At 72.3% G+C, this 21,132-nt stretch carries 19 protein-coding genes, 5 tRNA genes and 1 pseudogene; 7 read left to right on the forward strand and 18 right to left on the reverse strand.

Annotation, left to right across the window (positions count from 1 at the left end):
• Positions 1 to 201 precede the first annotated feature (201 nt).
• Positions 202 to 387: a 50S ribosomal protein L28 gene (gene rpmB / locus ACWDCZ_RS26800; protein WP_014138233.1), complete on the forward strand. Its 186-nt coding sequence runs from the start codon at positions 202 to 204 to the stop codon at positions 385 to 387.
• Positions 388 to 569: 182 nt separating this feature from the next.
• Here the strand turns inward: rpmB and thiD are convergent, their stop codons facing one another.
• The 3 genes from thiD to ACWDCZ_RS26815 form a co-directional block, all read right to left on the reverse strand.
• On the reverse strand, positions 570 to 1,367 hold the full coding sequence (thiD, locus tag ACWDCZ_RS26805) for a bifunctional hydroxymethylpyrimidine kinase/phosphomethylpyrimidine kinase (protein WP_049656332.1): 798 nt from the start codon (positions 1,365 to 1,367) through the stop codon (positions 570 to 572).
• A gap of 23 nt (positions 1,368 to 1,390) precedes the next feature.
• Positions 1,391 to 2,416, reverse strand: a complete 1,026-nt coding sequence (locus ACWDCZ_RS26810) for an ATP-dependent 6-phosphofructokinase (RefSeq protein WP_049656329.1) — start codon at positions 2,414 to 2,416, stop codon at positions 1,391 to 1,393.
• Positions 2,417 to 2,575: 159 nt separating this feature from the next.
• On the reverse strand, positions 2,576 to 3,541 hold the full coding sequence (locus tag ACWDCZ_RS26815) for a thiamine-phosphate kinase (protein ID WP_049656327.1): 966 nt from the start codon (positions 3,539 to 3,541) through the stop codon (positions 2,576 to 2,578).
• Positions 3,542 to 3,748: 207 nt separating this feature from the next.
• Here ACWDCZ_RS26815 and ACWDCZ_RS26820 point away from each other — a divergent pair, with 207 nt between their 5' ends.
• Positions 3,749 to 3,982 carry an Lrp/AsnC family transcriptional regulator gene (locus ACWDCZ_RS26820; protein WP_049656326.1) on the forward strand — a complete coding sequence of 78 codons (234 nt, stop codon included), beginning with the start codon at positions 3,749 to 3,751 and terminating at the stop codon, positions 3,980 to 3,982.
• Between the two features lie 83 nt (positions 3,983 to 4,065).
• Positions 4,066 to 4,584: a DUF3515 family protein gene (locus ACWDCZ_RS26825; protein ID WP_375877282.1), complete on the forward strand. Its 519-nt coding sequence runs from the start codon at positions 4,066 to 4,068 to the stop codon at positions 4,582 to 4,584.
• A gap of 66 nt (positions 4,585 to 4,650) precedes the next feature.
• On the opposite strand, the gene ACWDCZ_RS26830 is transcribed toward ACWDCZ_RS26825, so the two are convergent.
• From ACWDCZ_RS26830 to ACWDCZ_RS26840, 3 genes are all read right to left on the reverse strand, one after another.
• On the reverse strand, positions 4,651 to 5,796 hold the full coding sequence (locus ACWDCZ_RS26830) for a D-alanine--D-alanine ligase family protein (RefSeq protein ID WP_049656323.1): 1,146 nt from the start codon (positions 5,794 to 5,796) through the stop codon (positions 4,651 to 4,653).
• 104 nt (positions 5,797 to 5,900) lie between these two features.
• Positions 5,901 to 6,902 (reverse strand): NAD(P)H-dependent glycerol-3-phosphate dehydrogenase, encoded by a 1,002-nt coding sequence (locus tag ACWDCZ_RS26835; RefSeq protein ID WP_375877280.1) that lies wholly within the window; start codon positions 6,900 to 6,902, stop codon positions 5,901 to 5,903.
• On the reverse strand, positions 6,899 to 7,729 hold the full coding sequence (locus ACWDCZ_RS26840; protein WP_049656319.1) for a lysophospholipid acyltransferase family protein: 831 nt from the start codon (positions 7,727 to 7,729) through the stop codon (positions 6,899 to 6,901). Before ACWDCZ_RS26840 ends, ACWDCZ_RS26835 begins: the two co-directional genes overlap by 4 nt.
• A gap of 219 nt (positions 7,730 to 7,948) precedes the next feature.
• Between ACWDCZ_RS26840 and cofC the strand changes: the two genes are divergently transcribed.
• Positions 7,949 to 8,641, forward strand: a complete 693-nt coding sequence (gene cofC, locus ACWDCZ_RS26845; RefSeq protein WP_387975771.1) for a 2-phospho-L-lactate guanylyltransferase — start codon at positions 7,949 to 7,951, stop codon at positions 8,639 to 8,641.
• An 85-nt stretch (positions 8,642 to 8,726) separates the two neighbouring features.
• Positions 8,727 to 8,948, forward strand: coding sequence for a hypothetical protein (locus ACWDCZ_RS26850; protein ID WP_030257846.1), 222 nt, complete (start codon positions 8,727 to 8,729; stop codon positions 8,946 to 8,948).
• Positions 8,949 to 9,184: 236 nt separating this feature from the next.
• Here ACWDCZ_RS26850 and ACWDCZ_RS26855 read toward each other — a convergent pair whose 3' ends face one another.
• The 12 genes from ACWDCZ_RS26855 to ACWDCZ_RS26910 form a co-directional block, all read right to left on the reverse strand.
• Positions 9,185 to 9,946: an HU family DNA-binding protein gene (locus ACWDCZ_RS26855; RefSeq protein ID WP_049659168.1), complete on the reverse strand. Its 762-nt coding sequence runs from the start codon at positions 9,944 to 9,946 to the stop codon at positions 9,185 to 9,187.
• 133 nt (positions 9,947 to 10,079) lie between these two features.
• A complete protein-coding gene (locus ACWDCZ_RS26860) occupies positions 10,080 to 10,427 on the reverse strand; it encodes an SCO5555 family protein (protein ID WP_369808362.1) in 348 nt (115 codons plus the stop codon).
• Between the two features lie 182 nt (positions 10,428 to 10,609).
• The gene (leuD, locus tag ACWDCZ_RS26865; protein ID WP_049659169.1) at positions 10,610 to 11,206 is read right to left on the reverse strand and encodes a 3-isopropylmalate dehydratase small subunit; all 597 of its coding nucleotides are present in this window, start codon (positions 11,204 to 11,206) and stop codon (positions 10,610 to 10,612) included.
• A gap of 3 nt (positions 11,207 to 11,209) precedes the next feature.
• A complete protein-coding gene (leuC, locus tag ACWDCZ_RS26870) occupies positions 11,210 to 12,634 on the reverse strand; it encodes a 3-isopropylmalate dehydratase large subunit (protein ID WP_388051555.1) in 1,425 nt (474 codons plus the stop codon).
• A 389-nt stretch (positions 12,635 to 13,023) separates the two neighbouring features.
• A tRNA-Gln gene (locus tag ACWDCZ_RS26875) sits at positions 13,024 to 13,098 on the reverse strand.
• Between the two features lie 48 nt (positions 13,099 to 13,146).
• Positions 13,147 to 13,219 (reverse strand) — tRNA-Glu (locus ACWDCZ_RS26880).
• 26 nt (positions 13,220 to 13,245) lie between these two features.
• Positions 13,246 to 13,318 (reverse strand) — tRNA-Glu (locus ACWDCZ_RS26885).
• A gap of 26 nt (positions 13,319 to 13,344) precedes the next feature.
• Positions 13,345 to 13,417 (reverse strand) — tRNA-Glu (locus ACWDCZ_RS26890).
• A gap of 36 nt (positions 13,418 to 13,453) precedes the next feature.
• A tRNA-Gln gene (locus ACWDCZ_RS26895) sits at positions 13,454 to 13,525 on the reverse strand.
• A gap of 287 nt (positions 13,526 to 13,812) precedes the next feature.
• Positions 13,813 to 15,312, reverse strand: a complete 1,500-nt coding sequence (gltX, locus tag ACWDCZ_RS26900) for a glutamate--tRNA ligase (RefSeq protein ID WP_049658606.1) — start codon at positions 15,310 to 15,312, stop codon at positions 13,813 to 13,815.
• A complete protein-coding gene (locus ACWDCZ_RS26905) occupies positions 15,305 to 16,105 on the reverse strand; it encodes a fumarylacetoacetate hydrolase family protein (RefSeq protein ID WP_049658604.1) in 801 nt (266 codons plus the stop codon). Before ACWDCZ_RS26905 ends, gltX begins: the two co-directional genes overlap by 8 nt.
• Positions 16,106 to 16,348: 243 nt before the next feature.
• Positions 16,349 to 16,567 (reverse strand): hypothetical protein, encoded by a 219-nt coding sequence (locus tag ACWDCZ_RS26910; RefSeq protein WP_049658602.1) that lies wholly within the window; start codon positions 16,565 to 16,567, stop codon positions 16,349 to 16,351.
• A gap of 638 nt (positions 16,568 to 17,205) precedes the next feature.
• On the opposite strand from ACWDCZ_RS26910, the gene ACWDCZ_RS26915 reads away from it, so the two are divergent.
• Both ACWDCZ_RS26915 and ACWDCZ_RS26920 read left to right on the forward strand, forming a co-directional pair.
• Positions 17,206 to 21,030, forward strand: a complete 3,825-nt coding sequence (locus ACWDCZ_RS26915) for a sensor histidine kinase (RefSeq protein WP_449817163.1) — start codon at positions 17,206 to 17,208, stop codon at positions 21,028 to 21,030.
• A 10-nt stretch (positions 21,031 to 21,040) separates the two neighbouring features.
• Positions 21,041 to 21,132, forward strand: a pseudogene (locus ACWDCZ_RS26920) (roadblock/LC7 domain-containing protein); the annotation flags it as partial.

The following is a 21,132-nucleotide window of genomic DNA, read 5'->3' on the forward strand; positions in this document are numbered from 1 at the left end:
AGGGCCGTCCGGTCCGGCGGGCAGGAGCGATCACTCGGCCGGTCATGGTAGTTTCGTGGGACGGAAGCAAGCGTTGTATGCTCTTCCGGTTGCCTGGAACCGTCCAGGCTCACCCCCTTGTCCGGTCTGGTTCACGCGAGTGTTCTGGTGGCTGAGTGGGGTTTTCGAAAGTATCTGATCTGAAGTCTTGGAGTGACTCCTGTGGCTGCCAACTGCGACGTCTGCGGCAAGGGGCCGGGCTTCGGCAACAGCATCTCCCACTCTCACCGCCGTACCCCCCGTCGTTGGAACCCCAACATTCAGACGGTGCGCGCTGTGATTGGGCGGACGCCGAAGCGGCTCAACGTCTGCACCTCGTGCATCAAGGCCGGTAAGGTCTCGCGCTGACGCGCAGACCGGCATGCCGGTCCTCCAGTGAGCCGGTTCATCCTCGGATGGGCCGGCTCCACTGTTTCCGTGGCCGGTTGCGCCGATTTCCGGACGTGACCGTGGTGGGCGGGCTCCTCTGAGGAGTCCGCCCACCGCTGTTTTCCGGACGTTCCGGACGTTCCGGACGTTCCGGGCCTCCGCTAGCGCCAGCGCCAGGCGTGGTCGACCGGGCCGATGCCGGCGCCCAGGGCGAAGCCCCCGGCGATCGCGCCGGTGATGTACTCCTTGGCCGAGGCCACCGCCAGCGGCAGCGGCTCGCCCTTGGCCAGGCCGGCCGCGATCGCGCTGGCCAGCGTGCAGCCGGTGCCGTGGGTGTGGCGGTTGTCGTAGCGCGGTGCCCGGAACCAGTGCACCTCGTCCGGTCCGCCGTACAGCAGGTCGGCGGCCTCGCCCGGCAGGTGGCCGCCCTTGACCAGCGCCCAGCGCGGCCCGAGGTCGACCAGCGCCTTGGCGGCGTCCAGCATCTGCGACTCGTCCTCGACGGCCAGCCCGGTGAGCTGGGTCACCTCGTGCAGGTTGGGGGTGGCCAGGGTGGCGACCGGCAGCAGCTTCTCGCGGACGGTGGCGACGGCCTCGGCGACCAGCAGCGCGTCCCCGTGCTTGGAGACCCCGACCGGGTCGACCACCACCGGGGCGTCCACCCCGGCCAGCAGTTCGGCGACGGTCTCGACGAGTTCGACCGAGGCGAGCATCCCGGTCTTCACGGCCTGCACCCCGATGTCGTCCACCACGCTGCGGAACTGCGCCCGGACGGCTTCGGCGGGCAGTTCCCAGTAGCCCTGGACGCCGAGCGAGTTCTGCGCGGTGACGGCGGTGATCACGCTCATGCCGTGGACGCCGAGGGCGAGCATCGCCTTGAGGTCGGCCTGGATGCCGGCGCCGCCGCCGGAGTCGGAGCCGGCGACGGTGAGCACGCGGGGGGGAGCAGTCGAAGCCATGGCCCCAACCTACCCGCGCCGTTTCACAGCACCGCTTCGGACTCCGCCCAGCGGTCCTCCGGCACCGTCTTCAGCCGGGTCACCGCGTCGCCGATCGGCAACAGTTCGATGCCGGTCCGGCGCAGCGCGGTGAAGTGCCCGAACGCCCCCTGGTGGACGGCCTCCACCGCGTGCCAGCCGAACCGGGTGGCGAGCACCCGGTCCCGGGCGGTCGGGGTGCCGCCGCGCTGGACGTGGCCGAGGATGACGGGGCGGGCCTCCTTGCCGAGCAGGTCCTCCAGCTCGTGGGCGAGCCGGTTGCCGATCCCGCCGAAGGTCCGGTGGCCGTACTGGTCGACCTCGCCGTGGTCGAAGCGCATGGTGCCGGGCACCGGGGAGGCGCCCTCGGCGACGGCGATGATGGCGAACTTCTTGCCGCGCGCGAAGCGGTCCTCGATTATCCGGGCCACCGCCTCGATGTCGAAGGGCTTCTCCGGGATCAGGATGCCGTGCGCGCCGCCCGCCATGCCCGCGGTGAGGGTGATCCAGCCGGTGTGCCGTCCCATCAACTCGACCACCATGACGCGCTGGTGGGACTCGGCGGTGGTCTTCAGCCGGTCGATCGCCTCGGTCGCGACGTGCACGGCGGTGTCGAAGCCGAAGGTCACGTCGGTGGCGTCGATGTCGTTGTCGATGGTCTTCGGCACCCCGACCACGGGCAGTCCGGCGTCGCTGAACAGCTTGGCGGCGGTCAGCGTCCCCTCGCCGCCGATCGCGATCAGCGCGTCGATGCCGATCTCCCGGGCGAGCGTCCTGGCGTTCTCCACCGCCCAGGCGATCCGGTCCCGCCGTACCCGGGCCGAGCCCAGGATGGTGCCGCCGAGGGTGAGCAGGCCGGTGACGTCGTCGTGCGTGACCGTCCGGGTGCGGCCCTCGATCAGTCCGAGGAAGCCGTCCAGGATGCCGACGATCTCGTCCCCGTGGACGTCGGTGCCCCGGTGCACCACCGAGCGGATCACCGCGTTGAGGCCGGGGCAGTCGCCGCCGCTGGTCAGTACACCGATGCGCATCTGTGGTGTGCTCCCGCTCGCAGTGGTTCGGGCCGCCCGCGCCGGACGGGCGGGCCGGGGTGTCGCAAGCCTACGCACAACGCACCCGCGAAGCCCGTCCCCCGCGCACCGGAGCGTCACGCGCCGCCCGCCGTACGGGGATCGGCGCGCGGCCGCGCGCTACTCGGCGAAGTGGTCCCAGCCGCCGACCCGGTCCCAGGGCGCGCCGTCGACCGTCACCCGGCCGCTGCGGCTGCCCGTCGGGCGGCCGGTCACCTCGCCCACCACCCGCCAGCGGGCCGGGAGTTGGATCCCGCGCGGGAAGGTGGCCACGATCGCGTGGTCCTCGCCGCCGGAGAGCACCCAGACCAGCGGGTCCACCCCGACCGCCTGGCCGATGTCGGCCATCTGCGCCGGGACGTCGAAGTCGGCGGCCTTGAGGTCGATGTCCACCTCGCTGGCCCGGGCGACGTGGCCGAGGTCGGCGACCAGCCCGTCGCTCACGTCGACCATCGAGGTCGCGCCCAGATCGGCCGCCGCCGGGCCCGCGTGGTACGGCGGTTCGGGCCGGCGGTGCGCCTCGACGAAGGCGCGCGGGGAGCGGAAGCCGCGTTGGAGGACGGTCAGGCCGGCGGCCGACCAGCCGAGCCAGCCGGTCACCGCGACCACGTCGCCGACCTGCGCGCCGGAGCGCGTCACCGGCGCCCGCCCCTGGAGGTCGCCGAGCGCCGTGATGGCCAGCGTGACGGTGTCGCCGCGCACCACGTCGCCGCCGACCACCGTCGCCCCGGCCACCTGGCACTCGTCGCGCAGCCCGTCCATCAACTCGGTGGCCCAGGTGGTCGGCAGGTCCGCGGGGGCGACCAGGCCGAGCAGGATGGCGGTCGGCACCGCCCCCATCGCGGCCACGTCGGCGAGGTTCTGGGCGGCGGCCTTGCGGCCCACGTCGTAGGCGGTGGACCAGTCCCGGCGGAAGTGCCGGTTCTCGATCAGGACGTCCGTGGTCGCCACCACCCGGCCGTCCGGAGCCCGTACCACCGCGGCGTCGTCACCCGGGCCGAGGTCGACGGCATCGGTGAGCGGTACCCGGGCGGTCAGCTCCCTGATGAGGCCGAACTCGCCGAGCTCGCCCACGGTCCCCTGCATCTGCCGTCCTCTCGCGTTTCCATCCGATTCGGTCCCCGTCGCGCTCCCCCGCGCGCAGCGTACGCCCTTCGGGAGCATCGAGGTCTCCCCTCCCCGGCCCGCAGCGCGGTAGCGTGGTGATCAGACTGCCGGTGAGCCCACCCACCCACACACCTGACCGGGCGATCACGGCGGCTATCCCCCCTAACCGGCCGCCGGGAGGTCCCCGTGGTACAGGCATACATCCTGATCCAGACCGAGGTTGGCAAGGCCACCGCCGTGGCCCGGACCATCGCCGGGGTCCCCGGCGTCCTGAGCGCCGAGGACGTCACCGGCCCCTACGACGTGATCGTCAAGGCCGAGGCCGAGACGGTGGACGAGCTGGGCCGCATGGTGGTGGCCCAGGTCCAGAAGGTCGACGGCATCACCCGCACGCTCACCTGTCCCGTGGTGCACCTGTAGGCCGGTGCACCCGTGAGCCGGTGTGCCCGTGAGCCGGCGCACCGGCCCGTACCGGCCGTCCGGGCCCCGGCTACCATCGGCGGGTGGCCAGAGAACTGCGCGTCCCCGAGGCGCTGACCGCCCTGCCGGCCCCGGTCCGCTGGCTGGCCCTGCCCGTCGCCCTGACCTGCGCCGTCGTCGCGCTGGTCGGCAGCTGGGGCCCGGCCGATCCGGCGGTCGAGGTCCCGCAGCCGACCGGCCGGGCGGCCGGGTACTGCCGGGCGCTCGCCGCCGCGCTGCCCGCCGACCTGCTCGGCCACGCCCGCCGGGACCCGTCGCCCGCCTCGCCGTACGTGGCCGGCTGGGGCGACTCGCCCCGGACGGTGCTGCGCTGCGGCATCGACCGGCCGGAGGAGCTGGACGGCGACCACGCCTCGGACTGGTCCCCGAGCGTCGACGACGTCACCTGGTGGTCGCAGAAGCTCGCCGACGGCGGCTACCGCTTCGTGACGACCATGCGCGCCGCCTACGTCGAGGTGACCGTCCCGGCCGGGGCCGCGAAGAACCCCTTCGACCCGGCGGCCGCGCTGAGCGGCGCGGTCAAGGCCAACGTCCCGGGCTGAGCCGAACGGGTCCCCGACGCACCGAGGGCGGGCCGGGAAGCTCCCGGCCCGCCCTCCGCGCGTCCGCTAGCGAAGTCCGGTCGAGCGCCGCAGCGCCGTCGCGAGCAGCCGGTCGATCAGCTCCGGGTACGAGACCCCGCTGGCCTCCCACATCTTCGGGAAGGCCGAGATCGGGGTGAAGCCGGGCATGGTGTTGATCTCGTTGATCATCCAGGTGCCGTCCTCCAGCAGGAAGAAGTCCACCCGGGCCAGGCCCTCGCAGCCGAGCGCCTCGAAGGCCTCGACCGCCTGGCGCTGGATCTCGGCGAGCTCACCGGCGGTGAGGTCCGCCGGGATCTTCACGTCCGAGGAGTCGATGTACTTGGCCTCGAAGTCGTAGAAGTCGAAGCCCTCGCCGACCAGGATCTCGCCGGCCACGCTGGCCCGCGGACCGTCCTCGAACTCCAGCACGCCGCACTCGATCTCGCGGCCGGTCACGCCCGCCTCGATGATCAGCTTGGGGTCGTGCCGGCGGGCCTCCTCGATCGCCGCGTCGAGGTCGGCCAGGTCCTTCACCTTGGTGATGCCGATGCTGGAGCCGGCCCGGCAGGGCTTCACGAACAGCGGCAGGCCCAGCTCGGCGGCCCGCTCGCGCACCGCCGCGCGGCCCGCCTCGGTCTCCCAGTCGCGCGGCCGCACGATGGTGTAGCGGCCGACGTCCAGACCGTGCGAGGCGAGGATCCGCTTGGCGAACTCCTTGTCCATGCCGGCCGCGCTGGCCAGCACGCCGTTGCCGACGTACGGGACGCCGGAGAGCTCCAGCAGGCCCTGGAGCGTGCCGTCCTCGCCCCACGGGCCGTGCAGCAGCGGGAAGACCACGTCGACCTCGCCGAGGGCCTTGGGGGCGCTGCCCGGCTCGGTCAGGACCACCTCGCGGTCGCCCGGGGCGACCGGCAGCGCGACCTGGCCGTCGACGCCCTCGGCGACGTGCGCCACGTCCGGCAGCTTCCCGTCGGTGATGGCCATCCGGGCCGGCTCGTCGCTGGTCAGCGCCCAGCGGCCCTCGTGCGTGATGCCGATCGGCAGCACGTCGTACTTGTCGCGGTCGATCGCCCTGAGCACACTGCCCGCGGTGGAGACCGAGATCGCGTGCTCGGAGCTGCGCCCGCCGAAGACCAGCGCGACGCGCGGCTTCCGGTCGGACCGGTTCGGGGAGGACTGTTCGATGCTCATATCGGGTTTGAGACTACCGTGCGAGGCCCTTCCGGGAAGTCAGCGGCGCCGCACCCTCGGCGCCGCCGCTCCGGTCAGCGCCGCTCCGGTCAGCGCCGCTCGGGTCAGCGCCGCTCCGGCTTGGCTGAACGCGACATCAGCGCCCGCAGCGCCTCCTGGGTCGGCCGCCCGTTGTGCACCACGTCCACCACGGCCTCGACGATCGGCATGTCGACCCCGTTGCGCCGGGCCAGGTCCAGCACCGACTCGCAGGACTTGACGCCCTCGGCGGTCTGCCGGGTGGCCGCGCGGGCCTCCTCCAGCGTCATGCCCCGGCCCAGGTTCATGCCGAAGGTGTTGTTGCGGGACAGCGGCGAGGAGCAGGTGGCCACCAGGTCGCCCATCCCGGCGAGCCCCGCGAAGGTGTGCGGGTCCGCGCCCAGCACCTCGCCGAGCCGGGTGGTCTCGGCCAGCCCGCGGGTGATCAGCGTCGCCTTGGTGTTGTCGCCCAGCCCCATGCCGGCCGCCATGCCGACCGCCAGGCCGATCACGTTCTTGACCGCGCCGCCGAGTTCGCAGCCCACCACGTCGGTGTTGGTGTACGGCCGGAAGTACGGCGTGTGGCAGGCCGCCTGGAGCCGCTTGGCGACCGCCTCGTCGGAGCAGGCGACCACACTGGCCGCGGGCTGCCGGTTGGCGATCTCCTTGGCCAGGTTGGGCCCGCTGACCACCGCGACGCGCTCCTGACCGACCCCGGTGACCTCGTCGATCACCTCGCTCATCCGCTTGGCGGTGCCGAGTTCGATGCCCTTCATCAGGCTCACCAGCACGGTCTGCGGCTCGATCAGCGGCGTCCAGGCGGCCAGGTTGTCGCGCAGCGTCTGCGAGGGCACCACGAGCACCGCGAAGTCGGCGCCGGCCAGCGCCTCGGCGGCGTCGGTGGTGGCCCGGACGGTGTCGGGCAGCCGGACGCCCGGCAGGTAGTCCGGGTTCTCGTGGGTGGAGTTGACGGCGTCCACCAGCTCCTGGCGGCGGGCCCAGAGCACGACCTCGCAGCCCGCGTCGGCGAGCACCATCGCGAACGCGGTGCCCCAGGAGCCGGTTCCCATCACGGCGCAACGGGTCACTTGCCGGCCTCCTCGGTGCCCTTGCCCGGCTCGCCCTTGGCGCGCCGGCGCTCGGCCAGCGCTGCCGCGGCGCGCTCCCGGGCGGCCTTGCGCATGTCGTAGCGCTCGGCCGGCGGCTCCTCGCCCCGGACTTCGGCCAGCACGGCGGTGATCGCCGTCATGATGTCCTCGGTCGCGTCGGCGAGCACCTGGGCGGTGAGCTCCTGCCCCTGGTACCGGCTCAGGTCCACCGGCGGCCCGGCCGCGACGGTGACCCGGTGCCGCGGGAACAGGTTGAACCGGCCCTTCCCGAAACCGGGCCGGCCGTACGGCGGGATGATCTCGTGGGCGCCCCAGTGCGCGACCGGGATGACCGGCGCACCGGTCATCAGCGCGACCCGGGCGACCCCGCTCTTGCCGGTCATCGGCCACAGGTCGGGGTCCCGGGTGAGCGTTCCCTCCGGGTAGAACTGCACGCACTGGCCGCCGTTGACCGCGTCGATCGCGGCCCGGAACGCCTGCGCGGCGTCGGTGGACTCGCGGAACACCGGGATCTGGCCGGTCTTGCGCAGCATGAACCCGATGAAGGGGACGGAGAACAGCGAGGACTTGCCGAGAATGCGCGGCGGACGCCCGCTGTTGTACTGCCAGTGCGCGTAGATCACCGGGTCGATGATCGAGTTGTGGTTCACCGCGGCGATGAAGCCGCCGTTCCTCGGAACGTGCTCCCAGCCCCGCCAGTCGGGCTTCACCAGGGCGGTCGTCACCGGCTTCACCAGCACGGCCGCGAAGCGGTACCAGATGCCGTAGTCGGCGTTGCCGAACTTGGCGTACGAGCGGCGGGCCACCCCAGCTCCTTCTCATCCGATGCGGCACGGATTACCGCGGTCATGGTGTCCCGGTGCCGCGCACCGCTTCCGCCGGTGCCCGGGCCACGGGCGCGGAACAGTGTCGCCCGCCCGCTCACCGGCTGTCGAGCAACCGCGCCAACCCGCCCGGCGGGCGTGATCAAACGCACGTCCGCACAGCTCGAACGGCCTGGCGAGGGCTCCGGGACCGGCGCCAGAATGACGCCGGTGACCCAGGACACCGTACGCCCCAGTGAGCCCGTCGCGCCCCCCGCACCCACGGCCGGCTGGTCGCTGGTGCTCCCGCTCAAGCCGCTCGCCCTGGCGAAGAGCAGACTGGCCCCGTACGCCGGGCCGCACCGGGCCGACCTGGCGCTGTCCTTCGCCCTGGACACCGTCGCCGCCGCCCTGGCCACCCCGGACGTCGACCGGGTCCTGGTGGTCACCCGCGACGCCGAGGCCGGCGCCCGGCTGGCCGCGCTCGGCGCCCTGGTGGTCGCCGACGAGCCCGGCGGCGGCCTCAACCGGGCCCTGGCGCACGGCGCCGCGGCCGCCCTGGCCCTGGCCCCGCGGGCCCCGCTGGCGGCGCTCTCGGCGGACCTCCCGGCGCTGCGCCCGGCCGAACTGGCCCGGGTGCTGGGCGCGGTGCCGCCGGACGGCCGGGCCTTCCTGCCGGACTCCCCCGGCCTCGGCACCACCCTGCTCGCCTGCGCGCCCGGGCGCCCGCTCTCCCCCGCCTTCGGGGACGGCTCACGGGCCCGGCACGCGGCCGGCGGTGCGCTCGAACTGCGCCTGCCGGACGTGGAGTCGGTGCGCCGGGACGTGGACACCGGGACGGACCTCGGCGAGGCCGCGGCGCTCGGCCTCGGCCCGCACACCAGCGCGCTGTTCGCCCGCCTGAGCCTGCGCTGAGCCCGTCCCGGCCCCTCCGGAGCCCGCCCGGCCCGGCGCCGACCTGCTCCCCGGCCCGGGCGGGGCCGCTCGCTATGCTGCACGCATGCAGGCCACCGCGTTCACCTTCGACCCCGCCACCCGGGCCGGCTCCGTGCTGCTCGACGACGGGACCCCGGTGCCGTTCGACGCGGCCGCCTTCGACGCCGGCGGCCTGCGGCTGCTGCGCCCCGGACAGCGGGTGCGGATCCGCACCGAGGGCACCGGCGAGGCCCGCCGGGTGGTCTTCGTGACGCTCCAGACCTTCCCCGACCCCGCCGAGGGCTGACGGCCCCGTCGGGCTCCACCCACGCCGCCGGAACCTTCGGGCCCGACCGGGCCCGCCGGGGACCGGCCCGCACCCCGCCACCCCGCTCGGAACCGCCCCCTGCCGACGCACGCCGCGGATTCCTGACTAAGCGCCCGGAAATCGAAAGAGCCGCGGCGACCGGTCTCCGCGAATTCACGGGAGGGGGGGTGCCGCGGCTCTGGGCCGAAGGCCGTCCGAAGACGGTCGCGCGGGACTTACTTGGCAGAGGTCTTGCGCGCGGTGGTCTTGCGGGTGGCGGTCTTCTTCGCCGGCGCCGTCTTCTTGGCGGTGGCGGCCGCCTTCTTGGCGGTGGCCGTGGTCTTCTTGGCGGCGGCCGTGGTGGTCGCCTTCTTCGCGGCGGCCGTCTTCTTGGTGGCGGCGGCCTTGGTCGCGGTCGCCGTCGCCTTCTTGGCGGCGGTGGTCTTCGCGGCCGTCGTCTTCGCGGCGGTGGTCTTCGCGGCGGACTTCTTGGCGGTCGCCGTGGTCTTCTTGGCGGCGGCCGTGGTGGTCGCCTTCTTGGCGGCGGCCGTGGTCGCCGTCTTCTTGGCGGCGGCCTTCTTGGCGGCCGGGGCGGCGGCAGCGGCGGCGGCGCGCTTGGTGGCGGCACGCTTGGCGGCCGGGGTGGCGGCCACGCCGCTCTTGCCCGGGGTGAGGGAGCCCTTGGGGGCCTTCTTCACCGAGGGGCCTTCCTTCGGCAGCTTCTTGCTGCCGCTGACCAGGTCCTTGAAGCCCTGGCCCGGACGGAAGCGCGGGACCGAGGTCTTCTTGACCTTGACGCGCTCGCCGGTCTGCGGGTTGCGGGCGAAGCGCGCGGAGCGCTCCACCTTCTCGAAGGTGCCGAACCCGGTCACCGAGACCCGGTCACCGGCCACAACGGCACGGACCATGGTGTCGAGCACTGCGTCGACGGCCTCTGCGGCAGCCTTGCGACCGCCCAGCTGCTCGGCCACCGCTTCGACAAGCTGAGCCTTGTTCACGTCTTCCCCTTCGGAAACGGGCGCCGGATGATTCCATCCGTTCTTTTCGCACGTTAGGTATGTATCTGCGGACTTTCAATTACCAAACGCGCGAATCACCCTAGTGTCGCAATGGATTTGCGCGTCGGCGACCTCAGTCGAGCGGCGGGGGCCCCTCGTCGAGGTCATGTACAAAGCGACTCAACCGCCTTGCCGCCTCCGGAAGATCGCGCTTGGCGGTCTCGGTGACGATGAGGAGTTGACGGGTGAGAGCGGTCTTTGCATCGGCAGACACGTTCAGCGCATGCACGCGGGCGTGAGCTTGCTTCAACCGCTCGGCCACAAGCGCGTAGAGCGCTACGACTTCCTGGTCGTCCGGCCCCTCAGCTGGTGCGGAGGTGACGTCCGGCCGGTCGTCAATTCGGCGTTCGGATGGCCGGCCCATGGAGTCCTCAGTCGCGGGTTCGCCGCCCGCGTACGGAGGTTCATGGTGCCGGTGCATGTACTGATTGTGCCATCTACCCGCAGTTGTACTTGCGCGGGCCCCTCTTCCGCAAAGCCAAATGGGCAATCCGGGGCGGGCCCCGGCGCTAACTCGTGCTCCGGAACGACGGATGGCCCGGCCCCCCCGAGGGGGGCACGGGCCACGCGGTGGATCGTCAGAATGCTTGTTCTGAGGGGAACTCAGGCGACCGGCAGAGTACGGGGCTTGAAGGCCGGACGGGTCTCCTCGAAGGCCGCGATGTCGGCCTCGTTCCGCAGCGTGATGCTGATGTCGTCCAGCCCGTTGAGCAGCCGCCACCGGACGTTGTCGTCCAGTTCGAAGGCCGCCGTGACGCCTTCGGCCCGTACTTCGCGCGCCTCCAGGTCGACGGTGATCTCGGCCGAAGGGTCACTCTCCGTGAGCGCCCAGAGCCGTTCCACGGTCTCCTGCGGCAGGACGACCGTCAGCAGGCCGTTCTTCAGGGAGTTGCCCCGGAAGATGTCGGCGAAGCGCGACGAGATGACCGCGTGGAAGCCGTAGTTCTGGAGCGCCCAGACGGCGTGCTCCCGGGAGGAGCCGGTGCCGAACTCGGGACCGGCCACCAGGACCGTGGCGCCCTGCCGCTCGGGCCGGTTGAGGATGAACGACTCGTCCTTGCGCCAGGCTTCGAACAGGCCGCCCTCGAAACCGGATCGGGTGACCTTCTTGAGCCAGTGGGCGGGGATGATCTGGTCGGTGTCCACGTTGCTGCGGCGCAGCGGGACGGCCCGGCCGGTGTGGGTGGTGAACTTCTCCATGGCTCAGGCCTCCACGGGAGCGACGTCGGCGGTCAGGTCGGAGGGGGACGCGAGGCGGCCCAGCACGGCGGTCGCGGCGGCGACCTGCGGGGAGACCAGGTGGGTGCGGCCGCCCTTGCCCTGCCGGCCCTCGAAGTTGCGGTTCGAGGTGGAGGCGCAGCGCTCCCCCGGGGCGAGCTGGTCGGGGTTCATGCCCAGGCACATCGAGCAGCCCGCGTGGCGCCACTCGGCGCCGGCCGCGGTGAACACCTTGTCCAGCCCCTCCTCGACGGCCTGGAGCGCGACCCGGACGGACCCGGGGACGACCAGCATCCGTACGCCGTCGGCGATCCGGCGGCCCTCCACGACGGCCGCGGCGGCCCGCAGGTCCTCGATCCGGCCGTTGGTGCAGGAGCCGACGAAGACCGCGTCGACCTTCACCTCGCGCAGCGGGGTGCCGGCCTCCAGGCCCATGTACGTCAGGGCGTTCTCGGCGGCCAGGCGCTCCTGCGGGTCGGCGAAGGAGGCCGGGTCCGGCACGTTCGAGCCCAGCGGGGCGCCCTGGCCCGGGTTGGTGCCCCAGGTGACGAAGGGGGTCAGCTCGCTCGCGTCGATGAAGATCTCGTGGTCGAAGACCGCGTCCTCGTCGGTGCCCAGGGTCCGCCAGTACGCGACGGCGGCGTCCCAGTCCTCGCCCTGCGGGGCGTGCGGGCGGCCCTGGAGGTAGGCGAAGGTCGTCTCGTCCGGAGCGATCATGCCGGCCCGGGCGCCGGCTTCGATCGACATGTTGCAGACGGTCATCCGGGCCTCCATGGAGAGGCTCCGGATCGCCGAACCGCGGTACTCCAGGACGTAGCCCTGGCCGCCGCCGGTGCCGATCTTCGCGATGACGGCCAGGATCAGGTCCTTGGCGGTGACGCCCTCGGGCAGGTCGCCCTCGACGGTGACCGCCATGGTCCGGAACGGCGCCAGCGGCAGGGTCTGGGTGGCCAGCACGTGCTCGACCTGGCTGGTGCCGATGCCGAACGCCAGCGCGCCGAAAGCGCCGTGGGTCGAGGTGTGGGAGTCGCCGCAGACCACGGTCATGCCGGGCTGGGTCAGGCCGAGCTGCGGGCCGACGACGTGCACGACGCCCTGTTCGACGTCGCCGAGCGAGTGGATCCGGACGCCGAACTCGGCGGCGTTCCTGCGCAGCGTCTCCAGCTGCACCTTGGAGACCGGGTCGGCGATCGGCTTGTCGATGTCGAGGGTGGGGGTGTTGTGGTCCTCGGTGGCGATCGTCAGATCGGTGCGGCGGACCGTACGGCCGGCCAGCCGCAGCCCGTCGAAGGCCTGCGGGCTGGTGACCTCGTGGAGCAGGTGGAGGTCGATGAAGAGGAGGTCGGGTTCGCCCTCCGCGCGCCGCACGACGTGGTCGTCCCAGACCTTCTCTGCGAGTGTCCGTCCCATCGGATTCCCTCCAGCCGGCCGCGTTGCCGGCCTTCTCGTGTCGTCGAGGTCAAAGCGTGTGCGCCGCCCTGAGACTCCCGGGCCGCTCCCGTCCAGAGTGGCGCTTTTCGCCGGAGATTGAACTTGTGTCTCGCGGAGTGAGATCGCGGTCTTAGCGCATGGACAGTGCGCGACCCCCCGTCCGCCCCCCCGTCCGCCCCTGGCCGGCCGGGCTCCGCGGAGGCTCCGCGAGGGCTGCCCGGAGGAGCCTGCGGAGACCCCCGGGAAGGGTCGCGCGGAGGCCTCGCGGAACGCCGAAAGGGCCCCACCCGTGACCGGGTGGGGCCCTTTCGGAAAGCCTTCGACGCACAACGAAAAAGACCCCGGACAACCGGGGCCTTTCCAATTTCTGGCTGGGGTACCAGGACTCGAACCTAGACTAAATGAACCAGAATCACTCGTGCTGCCAATTACACCATACCCCACACAAAGCAAGGGCCGATGGGCGAGCCCACCGGCTTCCTGCTCTGAAGTACCCCCGACCGGATTCGAACCGGCGCTACTGCCGTGAGAGGGCAGCGTGCTAGGCCGCTACACAACGGGGGCTTCCTGGCGATCCCTTGCGGGATCCGTACCCCCGACCGGATTCGAACCGGCGCTACTGCCGTGAGAGGGCAGCGTGCTAGGCCGCTACACAACGGGGGCTTCCAGGTGATCCCTTGCGGGATCCGTACCCCCGACCGGATTCGAACCGGCGCTACTGCCGTGAGAGGGCAGCGTGCTAGGCCGCTACACAACGGGGGCTTGATCTTCTTTTGTGTGCTGTACTCACATACTGCGCTGGGGTACCAGGACTCGAACCTAGACTAAATGAACCAGAATCACTCGTGCTGCCAATTACACCATACCCCACCAGAGTTGAACCCCTGCGGGCCCTTCTCAGGCGTTGCGCCTCTCGGTCGGCCCCTTCCGAGGGGCTTTCGTTCCCTCGTCCGTTCCCTCCCGGGCGGCGCAGAAAGAACATTACCCGACGTCGGCCCCGGCTCCAAAATCGATAACCCCGGGCGGCCTGCGGGAGGCCTGCGGATGACCTCCGGGTACGCCGCGGGCCCGGCACGAGGCCGGGCCCGCGGCCTGCTCGGCGGCCCGTGGAGGGCCGGTCCGGCAGGGATCCGTCAGCGAGCGCCCAGGAGGGCGCCTCAGGCGGCCGGGAGGGCGTCCAGGGCGGCACGCAGCCGTCGCAGCGTCTCCGGGCGGCCCAGCAGCTCCATGGACTCGAACAGCGGCGGGGAGACCCGTCGGCCGGTGACGGCCACCCGCAGCGGCGTGAAGGCGAACTTGGGCTTGATGCCCAGCCCCTCCACCAGCGCCTCCCGCAGCGCGGCCTGGATCGGCTCCGGGGTGAAGTCCGCGAGCTCCTCCAGCGCCTTGATGCTGGCCTCCAACACCGGGCGGGAGTCCGCGGTCAGCACCTTGGCGGCGTCGTCCGCGTCGAGGGCGAACTTCTCCGGCGCCACGAACAGGAAGCCGGCCATGTTCACGATCTCGCTCAGCACGACCATCCGCTCCTGGGTGAGCGGCGCCACCTTGGCGAGCAGGTCCAGCTGCTCGGCGGTGGGCTCGGCCGGCAGCAGCTCGGCGCCCTGGAGGAACGGCACCAGGCGGCGGACGAAGTCCTCCGGGGCCAGCCGGCGGACGTGCTCGGCGTTGATCGCCTCGCACTTCTTCAGGTCGAAGCGGGCCGGGTTGGCGTTCACCTTGGCGACGTCGAAGGCGGCGACCATCTCGTCCATGTCGAACAGGTCGCGGTCCTCGGCCAGCGACCAGCCCAGCAGGGACAGGTAGTTGAGCAGGCCCTCGCGGATGAAGCCGCGCTCGCGGTACAGGTTGAGCGAGGACTGCGGGTCGCGCTTGGAGAGCTTCTTGTTGCCCTCGCCCATCACGTACGGCAGGTGGCCGAAGCGCGGGGTGGTGCCGTCGCCGACGCCGATCTCGGCGAGCGCGGCGTACAGCGCGATCTGCCGCGGGGTGGAGGACAGCAGGTCCTCGCCGCGCAGCACGTGGGTGATGCCCATCAGGGCGTCGTCCACCGGGTTGACCAGGGTGTACAGCGGGGCGCCGTTGGCCCGGACGATGCCGTAGTCCGGGACGTTCTCCGGCTCGAAGGTGAGCGTGCCGCGCACCAGGTCGTCGAAGGAGAGGGTCTTGTCGGGCATCCGGAAGCGCAGGATCGGCTCGCGCTTCTCCAGCTTGTAGACGGCGACCTGCTCCTCCGTCAGCTCGCGGCAGTGGCCGTCGTAGCCGGAGGGCTTGCCGGCCGCGCGGGCGGCCTCGCGGCGGGCGTCCAGCTCCTCGGTGGAGCAGTAGCAGTGGTAGGCGTGGCCGGCCTCGTGCAGGCGGCGGGCGACATCGGCGTAGATGTCCATCCGCTGCGACTGCCGGTACGGCGCGTCCGGACCGCCGACCTCGGGGCCCTCGTCCCAGTCCAGGCCGAGCCAGCGCATCGCGTCGAGCAGCTGGTTGTACGACTCCTCGGAGTCGCGGGCGGAGTCGGTGTCCTCGATCCGGAAGACCAGCGTGCCGCCGTTGTGGCGGGCGTAGGCCCAGTTGAACAGGGCCGTGCGGACCATGCCCACGTGGGGGTTGCCGGTCGGGGAGGGACAGAAGCGAACCCGGACGGCCGGGTCAGTGTTAGCCACGCTTGATCACCTTGTTGGTGAGAGTGCCGATGCCTTCGATGGAGACGGCGACCTCGTCGCCGACGTTGAGGGGGCCCACCCCTGCGGGCGTGCCGGTGAGGATGACGTCGCCGGGCAGCAGCGTCATGGCCTCGGAGATGTGGACGACCAGCTCGGCGACCGAGCGGACCATCAGGGAGGTGCGGCCGGTCTGGCGGAGCTCGCCGTTGACCGTGCAGGTGATCGCGAGGTCGCTCGGGTCGAGGTCGGTCTCGATCCACGGGCCCAGCGGGCAGGCCGTGTCGAAGCCCTTGGCCCGGGCCCACTGGCCCTCGCGCTGCTGGACGTCCCGGGCGGTGACGTCGTTGGCGCAGGTGTAGCCGAGGATCACCTCGGGCACCCGGTCCAGCGGCACCTCGCGGCACATCCGGCCGATCACCACGGCGAGTTCGGCCTCGTGGTGGACGTCCGAGGAGAACGGCGGGTAGGCGATGCTCTCGGTCGGGCCGATCACCGACGTGGACGGCTTGAAGAAGGTGAGCGGGACGTCCGGGACGTCGTTGCCCAGCTCCGCCGCGTGCGCCGCGTAGTTGCGGCCGACCGCCACGATCTTGTTCGGGAGCATCGGGCTGAGCAGCCGGACGTCCTGGAAGCGGTAGCTCTCGCCGGTGGGCTGGGGCTGGCCGAACGGGTGGCCGGCCAGCGCGTGGACGACCAGCGACTCGGGCCGGGAAGGGTCGCCCTCCACTACGCCGAAGGAGACGCTGCCGGCGGCAGGGCTCCCTTCCCGGACGGAAAACCTGGCAATGCGCACGGCTGGGCTACCCCTCGCTTCGTCGGCCGCCCGGGGCGCGCCCGGGCGCTGGAGGGCTCCCGCCCGCAGTGGGCGCGGCCCCGTCAATCGGCCTCCAGGCTATCGCGTGGGGCCCCGGCTGACCGCTTTGCCCCTGTTCAGGACGGTCGGGACGGAAGCGCGCACCGCGCGACGCCGAGGGCGCCGCCGCCACCGGTGTGACGACGGCGCCCTCGGCGCGGTGCGGTGCGGTGCCGTGCGGGGTCAGTCCTGCGGGACGACGACCGGGGCGACCATCAGCTGGGTGCGGCGCGGGTTGGCCGTGGCGGCCGGCAGCTCGGTGCCGTAGGTCAGGACGTCCTCGGGCTTGCGGGCACCCGGGATCGTGCTGAAGTCCTCGACCGAGGCCAGCGTCGTCCGGCGCGGGTTCGCCGTGGGGCGGCAGGACAGCGTGGACTTGGTGGCGTTCTTCGCCTGGGACATCGAGAGCACCTCGTGGTCATGGCCTGGCCGACCGCGGCGGATCGGCACCGGCCTGATGGATTCCGATTGATTCGGAGGGGTTCTGGGCAGGCTGATCGGGGCCGTGCTCCGGAGACAGCCAGGTTACGAGATCTCATTCCATAGAGACCGTGACCAAAGCTACACATTAGACTGTGATTTTGCTCACAAATTGACGAGCAAAATACAGATATCCGACATATCGTCGCTCCGGGACTTTCCGACATTCCACCCGATAAGGGGCATTCCGGAAGGTCTGTGACTCTTCCCGATCCCGGGTCTGCTTGGCATGTATCCGGCGAGTGTCCGAAAAAGGCGGTATTCCGGTCCTGTTACCGCACAGTCAGTGAGATCGCACAAGCGGTCGGTAGCGCCGGACCCCCGGTACCTGCGGCCCTTGTTGGGATTCCCCGGCTGTGCTGGAATGCGACGGACCGTGGGTAGGGAGTGGTCCACCCCGGTGCCCGCTCTCCCGGACCGGCCGGGGGGCGGATGGAAACTCGACACCGTCCAGGCCGTGGCGACGCGGCGGGACGCCCGGTCCAGAGGTTGCGACGCCAGTGCAGGGACGTTTCAAAAGGGGTAGCGGCGCCGCGGGGAACCCGGAGTCGCGCGAGCCTGTGGCAGCCCCCCAACAGGCGGCGGCCCCCGGCGGCCCGGCCGAGCCGGTGACACCCGAGGCCCTCGGGCCACCGGAGGAGGACGGGCAGGAGCGGAAGTCCGCCCGGGACAAACTCCGGACCTCGCTGACCAGGCGCCGCGCCACCGGTCTGAACCGGCTCGCGATGCGCAACTGGCGCATCCGCACCCGACTGATCGCGCTGCTCGCCCTCCCCGTGATGGTCTCGCTGGTCCTCGGTGGCCTGCGCATCCAGACCTCGATGGAGAACTCGCAGCAACTCGCCCAGATGGCCAACCTGTCCGACCTGGCCAAGAAGGCGACCAACCTCGCGGACGCGCTGCAGACCGAGCGCGACATCAGCGCCGGCCCGATCACCCACGACCCGACCGCCCCGCTGGACGACGACATCGTCGCGGCCCGCAAGTCCACCGACGACCTGAGCCGCACCTTCACCGCGTCCTCCGACAAGTTCGAGAACCTCGAACTGTCCGGCGGCAAGGCGCTGTTGCTCCAGATCCGCAAGGACCTGAACTCGATCGCGGACACCCGCAGCCTGCCGTACCAGAACAACCAGAACATCCAGTCGACGATCACCGCCTACGACGTGATCATCCGAGACCTGCTGTCCATCACCCAGGACATCGCGCTCGCGTCGAACAACAAGGACCTGGTCGTCTCCACCCGCGCGCTCCAGCAGTTCTCGCTGGCGAAGAACGCGACCTCGCAGCAGCGGGCCCTGATCAGCGCCGCGCTCGCCAACCCGAAGACCCCGGACCTCAGCCCCAGCGACGAGTCCTTCGGTATCCGTCTGCGCAGCTCGTACGACAACGCGATCGCGAGCTTCAACAACATCTACACCGCGCACGACCTGGACAACCTGCGCAGCCAGCTGAGCTACAACTCGGTGGTCGCCGACGCCGACCGCTACGCCTCCACGATCCTCACCCAGAGCGGCATCCGCCAGACCGAGGCGGTCAGCTACAAGGACTGGTACGAGAAGGCCAGCTCCAAGATCACCGCCGAGCGCCGGATCGAGTCCAAGCTCATCGAGAACCTGGACGGAAAGGCCCAGGACCTCCAGTCCCAGGCCGACGCCGACGCCCTGATCATCGGTGTCGCGGTCGCCCTGGTGCTGCTCGTCGCCCTCGGTGGCGCCGGTCTGATCGCCCGCTCGATGGTGCGCTCGCTGACCCGCCTCCAGGCCGCGGCCGAGGACGTCGCCGAGCGCCGTCTGCCCGAGCTGGTCAAGACCCTCTCCGAGGCCGACCCGCACGACGTCGACACCACGGTCGAGCCGGTCGCCGTCGACTCCACCGACGAGATCGGCCACGTGGCCCACGCGTTCGACATGGTGCACAGCGAGGCCGTCCGCCTCGCCGCCGAGCAGGCCCTCCTGCGCGGCAACATCAACGCGATGTTCACCAACCTCTCGCGCCGCAGCCAGGGCCTCATCCAGCGCCAGCTGTCGCTCATCTCCGAGCTGGAGAGCCGCGAGGCGGACCCGGACCAGCTGGCCAACCTTTTCAAGCTGGACCACCTCGCGACCCGCATGCGCCGCAACGGCGAAAACCTCCTCGTCCTCGCCGGTGAGGACCCGGGCCGCCGCTGGACCAGGCCCGTCCCGCTGGTCGACGTGCTCCGCGCCGCCGCCTCCGAGGTGGAGCAGTACGAGCGCATCGAGCTCGCCGCCGTGCCGTCGGCCGAGGTCGCCGGCCGCGTCGTCAACGACCTCGTCCACCTGCTCGCCGAGCTGCTGGAGAACGCCACCTCGTTCTCCAGCCCGCAGACCCGCGTCCGGGTCACCGGCCACGCGCTGCCGGACGGCCGCGTCCTGGTCGAGATCCACGACACCGGCATCGGCCTGAGCCCCGACGACCTCGCCGAGATCAACGAGCGCCTCGCCAACCCGCCGACGGTGGACGTCTCGGTCTCCCGCCGCATGGGCCTCTTCGTGGTCGGCCGCCTGTCCCTGCGACACGGCATCCGCATCCAGCTCCGCCCCAGCGACTCCGGCGGCACCACCGCGCTGGTCATGCTCCCGGTGGACGTCACCAATTCGGGCGACCGCCGCGGCGCCGGCCGGCCCGGCTCCGGCCAGGGCAAGCAGCAGCGCGGGGTCACCCCGACGCCGCGCCAGCAGCGCCAGGTGCCGCCCGGCCGCCAGAACGGTCCGGCCGCGCTCGGCCAGGGCGGTCCGGCCGCCGGTGCCCCGCAGGGCGGCCGTCCGCAGCTCGGCCAGGGCGGTCCGGGCGCTCCGACCGGTCCCGGTCCGCAGGGCGGCCCGGGCGCGCAGGGCGGTCCGGGTGCGCCGGGCGGTCCCGGTGCGCCGGGCGGTCCGGGTGCGTCCGGCGGCGGTCTGCCGACCCGCAAGGTCGGCCAGTCGCTGCGGGAGAACCCCGCCCCGCAGGGCGGCGGTCAGCAGGGCCAGGGCCAGCGGCCCGCCCAGCCGCAGCAGAAGCAGCAGGCCCCGCAGAAGCAGCAGAACCAGCAGGCTCCGCAGCAGGCCCAGCAGGGCGGTCTGCCGCAGCGCGCCCCGGGTCGCCAGGGCCCGCCGCAGAGCGGCCCGAACGGCCTGCCCCGCCGCGGCCGTCAGCAGCAGCCCGGCCAGCAGGGCCAGCCCGGTCAGCCGCAGCAGGGCCAGCCGCAGGCCGGTCAGTCCCAGCCCGGCCTGCCCGGCCGGCCCGGCCAGGAACGTCCGCGTCCCGCCGGCGGGTTCGACGGCGGTCCGGGTGCCCGGACCGGCGAGCAGCCGCAGCACGGCCGCCCCGGCGGTCCCGGTGGCCCCGGCGCGCCGCAGCAGGGCGCCCGTCCGGGCAACCGTCCGCAGGACGGCCTGCCGCAGCGCCGTCCGGCCCCGCAGGGCCCCGGCGCCCCCGGCCGGCCCGCCGCCCAGGGCACGCGCGGTCCGCAGCGCCCCGGCCCGGACGCGCCGCAGCGCGACCGCCAGCCGCAGCTGCCGCCGCAGGCCCCGCAGCAGCCCCAGCCGCTGCCGTCGGCCGAGCCGGCGCCGGTGGAGAGCACCCAGCAGTTCGCCCGTCCGCGCTTCGAGGCCAGCCAGATCGACCCGCGCGACCCGCTGGGCCTCGGCCTGGTCGAGCCGGTGCTGCCGAACGTGCCGAACCCGCCGCGTCCGGAGCCGGTGCGCCAGGAGCAGGCCCCGCAGCAGCCGCAGCCGCTTCCGCTGCCGCACCAGGAGCCGATGGCGCTGCCGACCGGCCCGTCCGAGGCCGTGGGCCGACCGGGCGGCGAGGAGCAGCCCTGGTTCCCGCAGTCCGACGGCTCGCAGCAGGCGCGGCCGCGGCCGTACCAGCCGCGCCGCCCCGGCACCGCCGCACCGGAGTTCCAGCCGTCGGCCGACGAGCAGCGGGCTCCCCAGCCGGCTCCGCAGCAGCAGGCCCCGCAGCAGTCGCAGGGCCAGCCGCAGCAGAACCAGCAGCAGCCGCAGGGCCAGCCGCAGCCGGGCACCGGCGACGCGCCGTGGCGTCCGTCCGCGAACGACGAGCGCTGGCGCCGCGCCGAGCAGATCCGCGAGCCCTCGACCAGCGGTGTCACCATGTCGGGCCTGCCCCGGCGGACCCCGCAGGCCAACCTGGTCTCCGGCACCGCCGAGGCCTCGCCGCTGACCGGCCCGCAGGTCTCCCGGGCCCCCGAGGAGGTCCGCGGCCGACTGACCAACCTGCGCCGCGGCATCCAGCAGGGCCGCCGCGCCGGGGCCGAGCAGGCCGCCAACCAGGCGGGCCACCAGCATGGTGCCCAGCAGCCCGGATTCGATAGTTTCGGTGGCCGGAGCGACGGCAACGGCGCAGATCACCAGGAGCGTTGAGTTGAACCAGATGAGCCAGGCCGCACAGAACCTGAACTGGCTGATCACCAATTTCGTGGACAACACCCCCGGGGTGTCCCACACCGTGGTGGTCTCCGCGGA

This window comes from Kitasatospora sp. NPDC001225, from assembly GCF_053597855.1.

Coding starts and splice junctions, on each gene's coding strand:
- leuD (WP_049659169.1), bottom strand. CDS start 11,206: ATGGAGAAGTTCACCACCCACACCGGCCGGGCCGTCCCGCTGCGCCGC.
- ACWDCZ_RS26815 (WP_049656327.1), bottom strand. CDS start 3,541: ATGCAGGGGACCGTGGGCGAGCTCGGCGAGTTCGGCCTCATCAGGGAG.
- ACWDCZ_RS26910 (WP_049658602.1), bottom strand. CDS start 16,567: ATGTCCCAGGCGAAGAACGCCACCAAGTCCACGCTGTCCTGCCGCCCC.
- cofC (WP_387975771.1), top strand. CDS start 7,949: ATGACGCCGGTGACCCAGGACACCGTACGCCCCAGTGAGCCCGTCGCG.
- ACWDCZ_RS26830 (WP_049656323.1), bottom strand. CDS start 5,796: ATGAGCATCGAACAGTCCTCCCCGAACCGGTCCGACCGGAAGCCGCGC.
- thiD (WP_049656332.1), bottom strand. CDS start 1,367: ATGGCTTCGACTGCTCCCCCCCGCGTGCTCACCGTCGCCGGCTCCGAC.
- ACWDCZ_RS26810 (WP_049656329.1), bottom strand. CDS start 2,416: ATGCGCATCGGTGTACTGACCAGCGGCGGCGACTGCCCCGGCCTCAAC.
- leuC (WP_388051555.1), bottom strand. CDS start 12,634: ATGGGACGGACACTCGCAGAGAAGGTCTGGGACGACCACGTCGTGCGG.
- ACWDCZ_RS26850 (WP_030257846.1), top strand. CDS start 8,727: ATGCAGGCCACCGCGTTCACCTTCGACCCCGCCACCCGGGCCGGCTCC.
- ACWDCZ_RS26860 (WP_369808362.1), bottom strand. CDS start 10,427: ATGCACCGGCACCATGAACCTCCGTACGCGGGCGGCGAACCCGCGACT.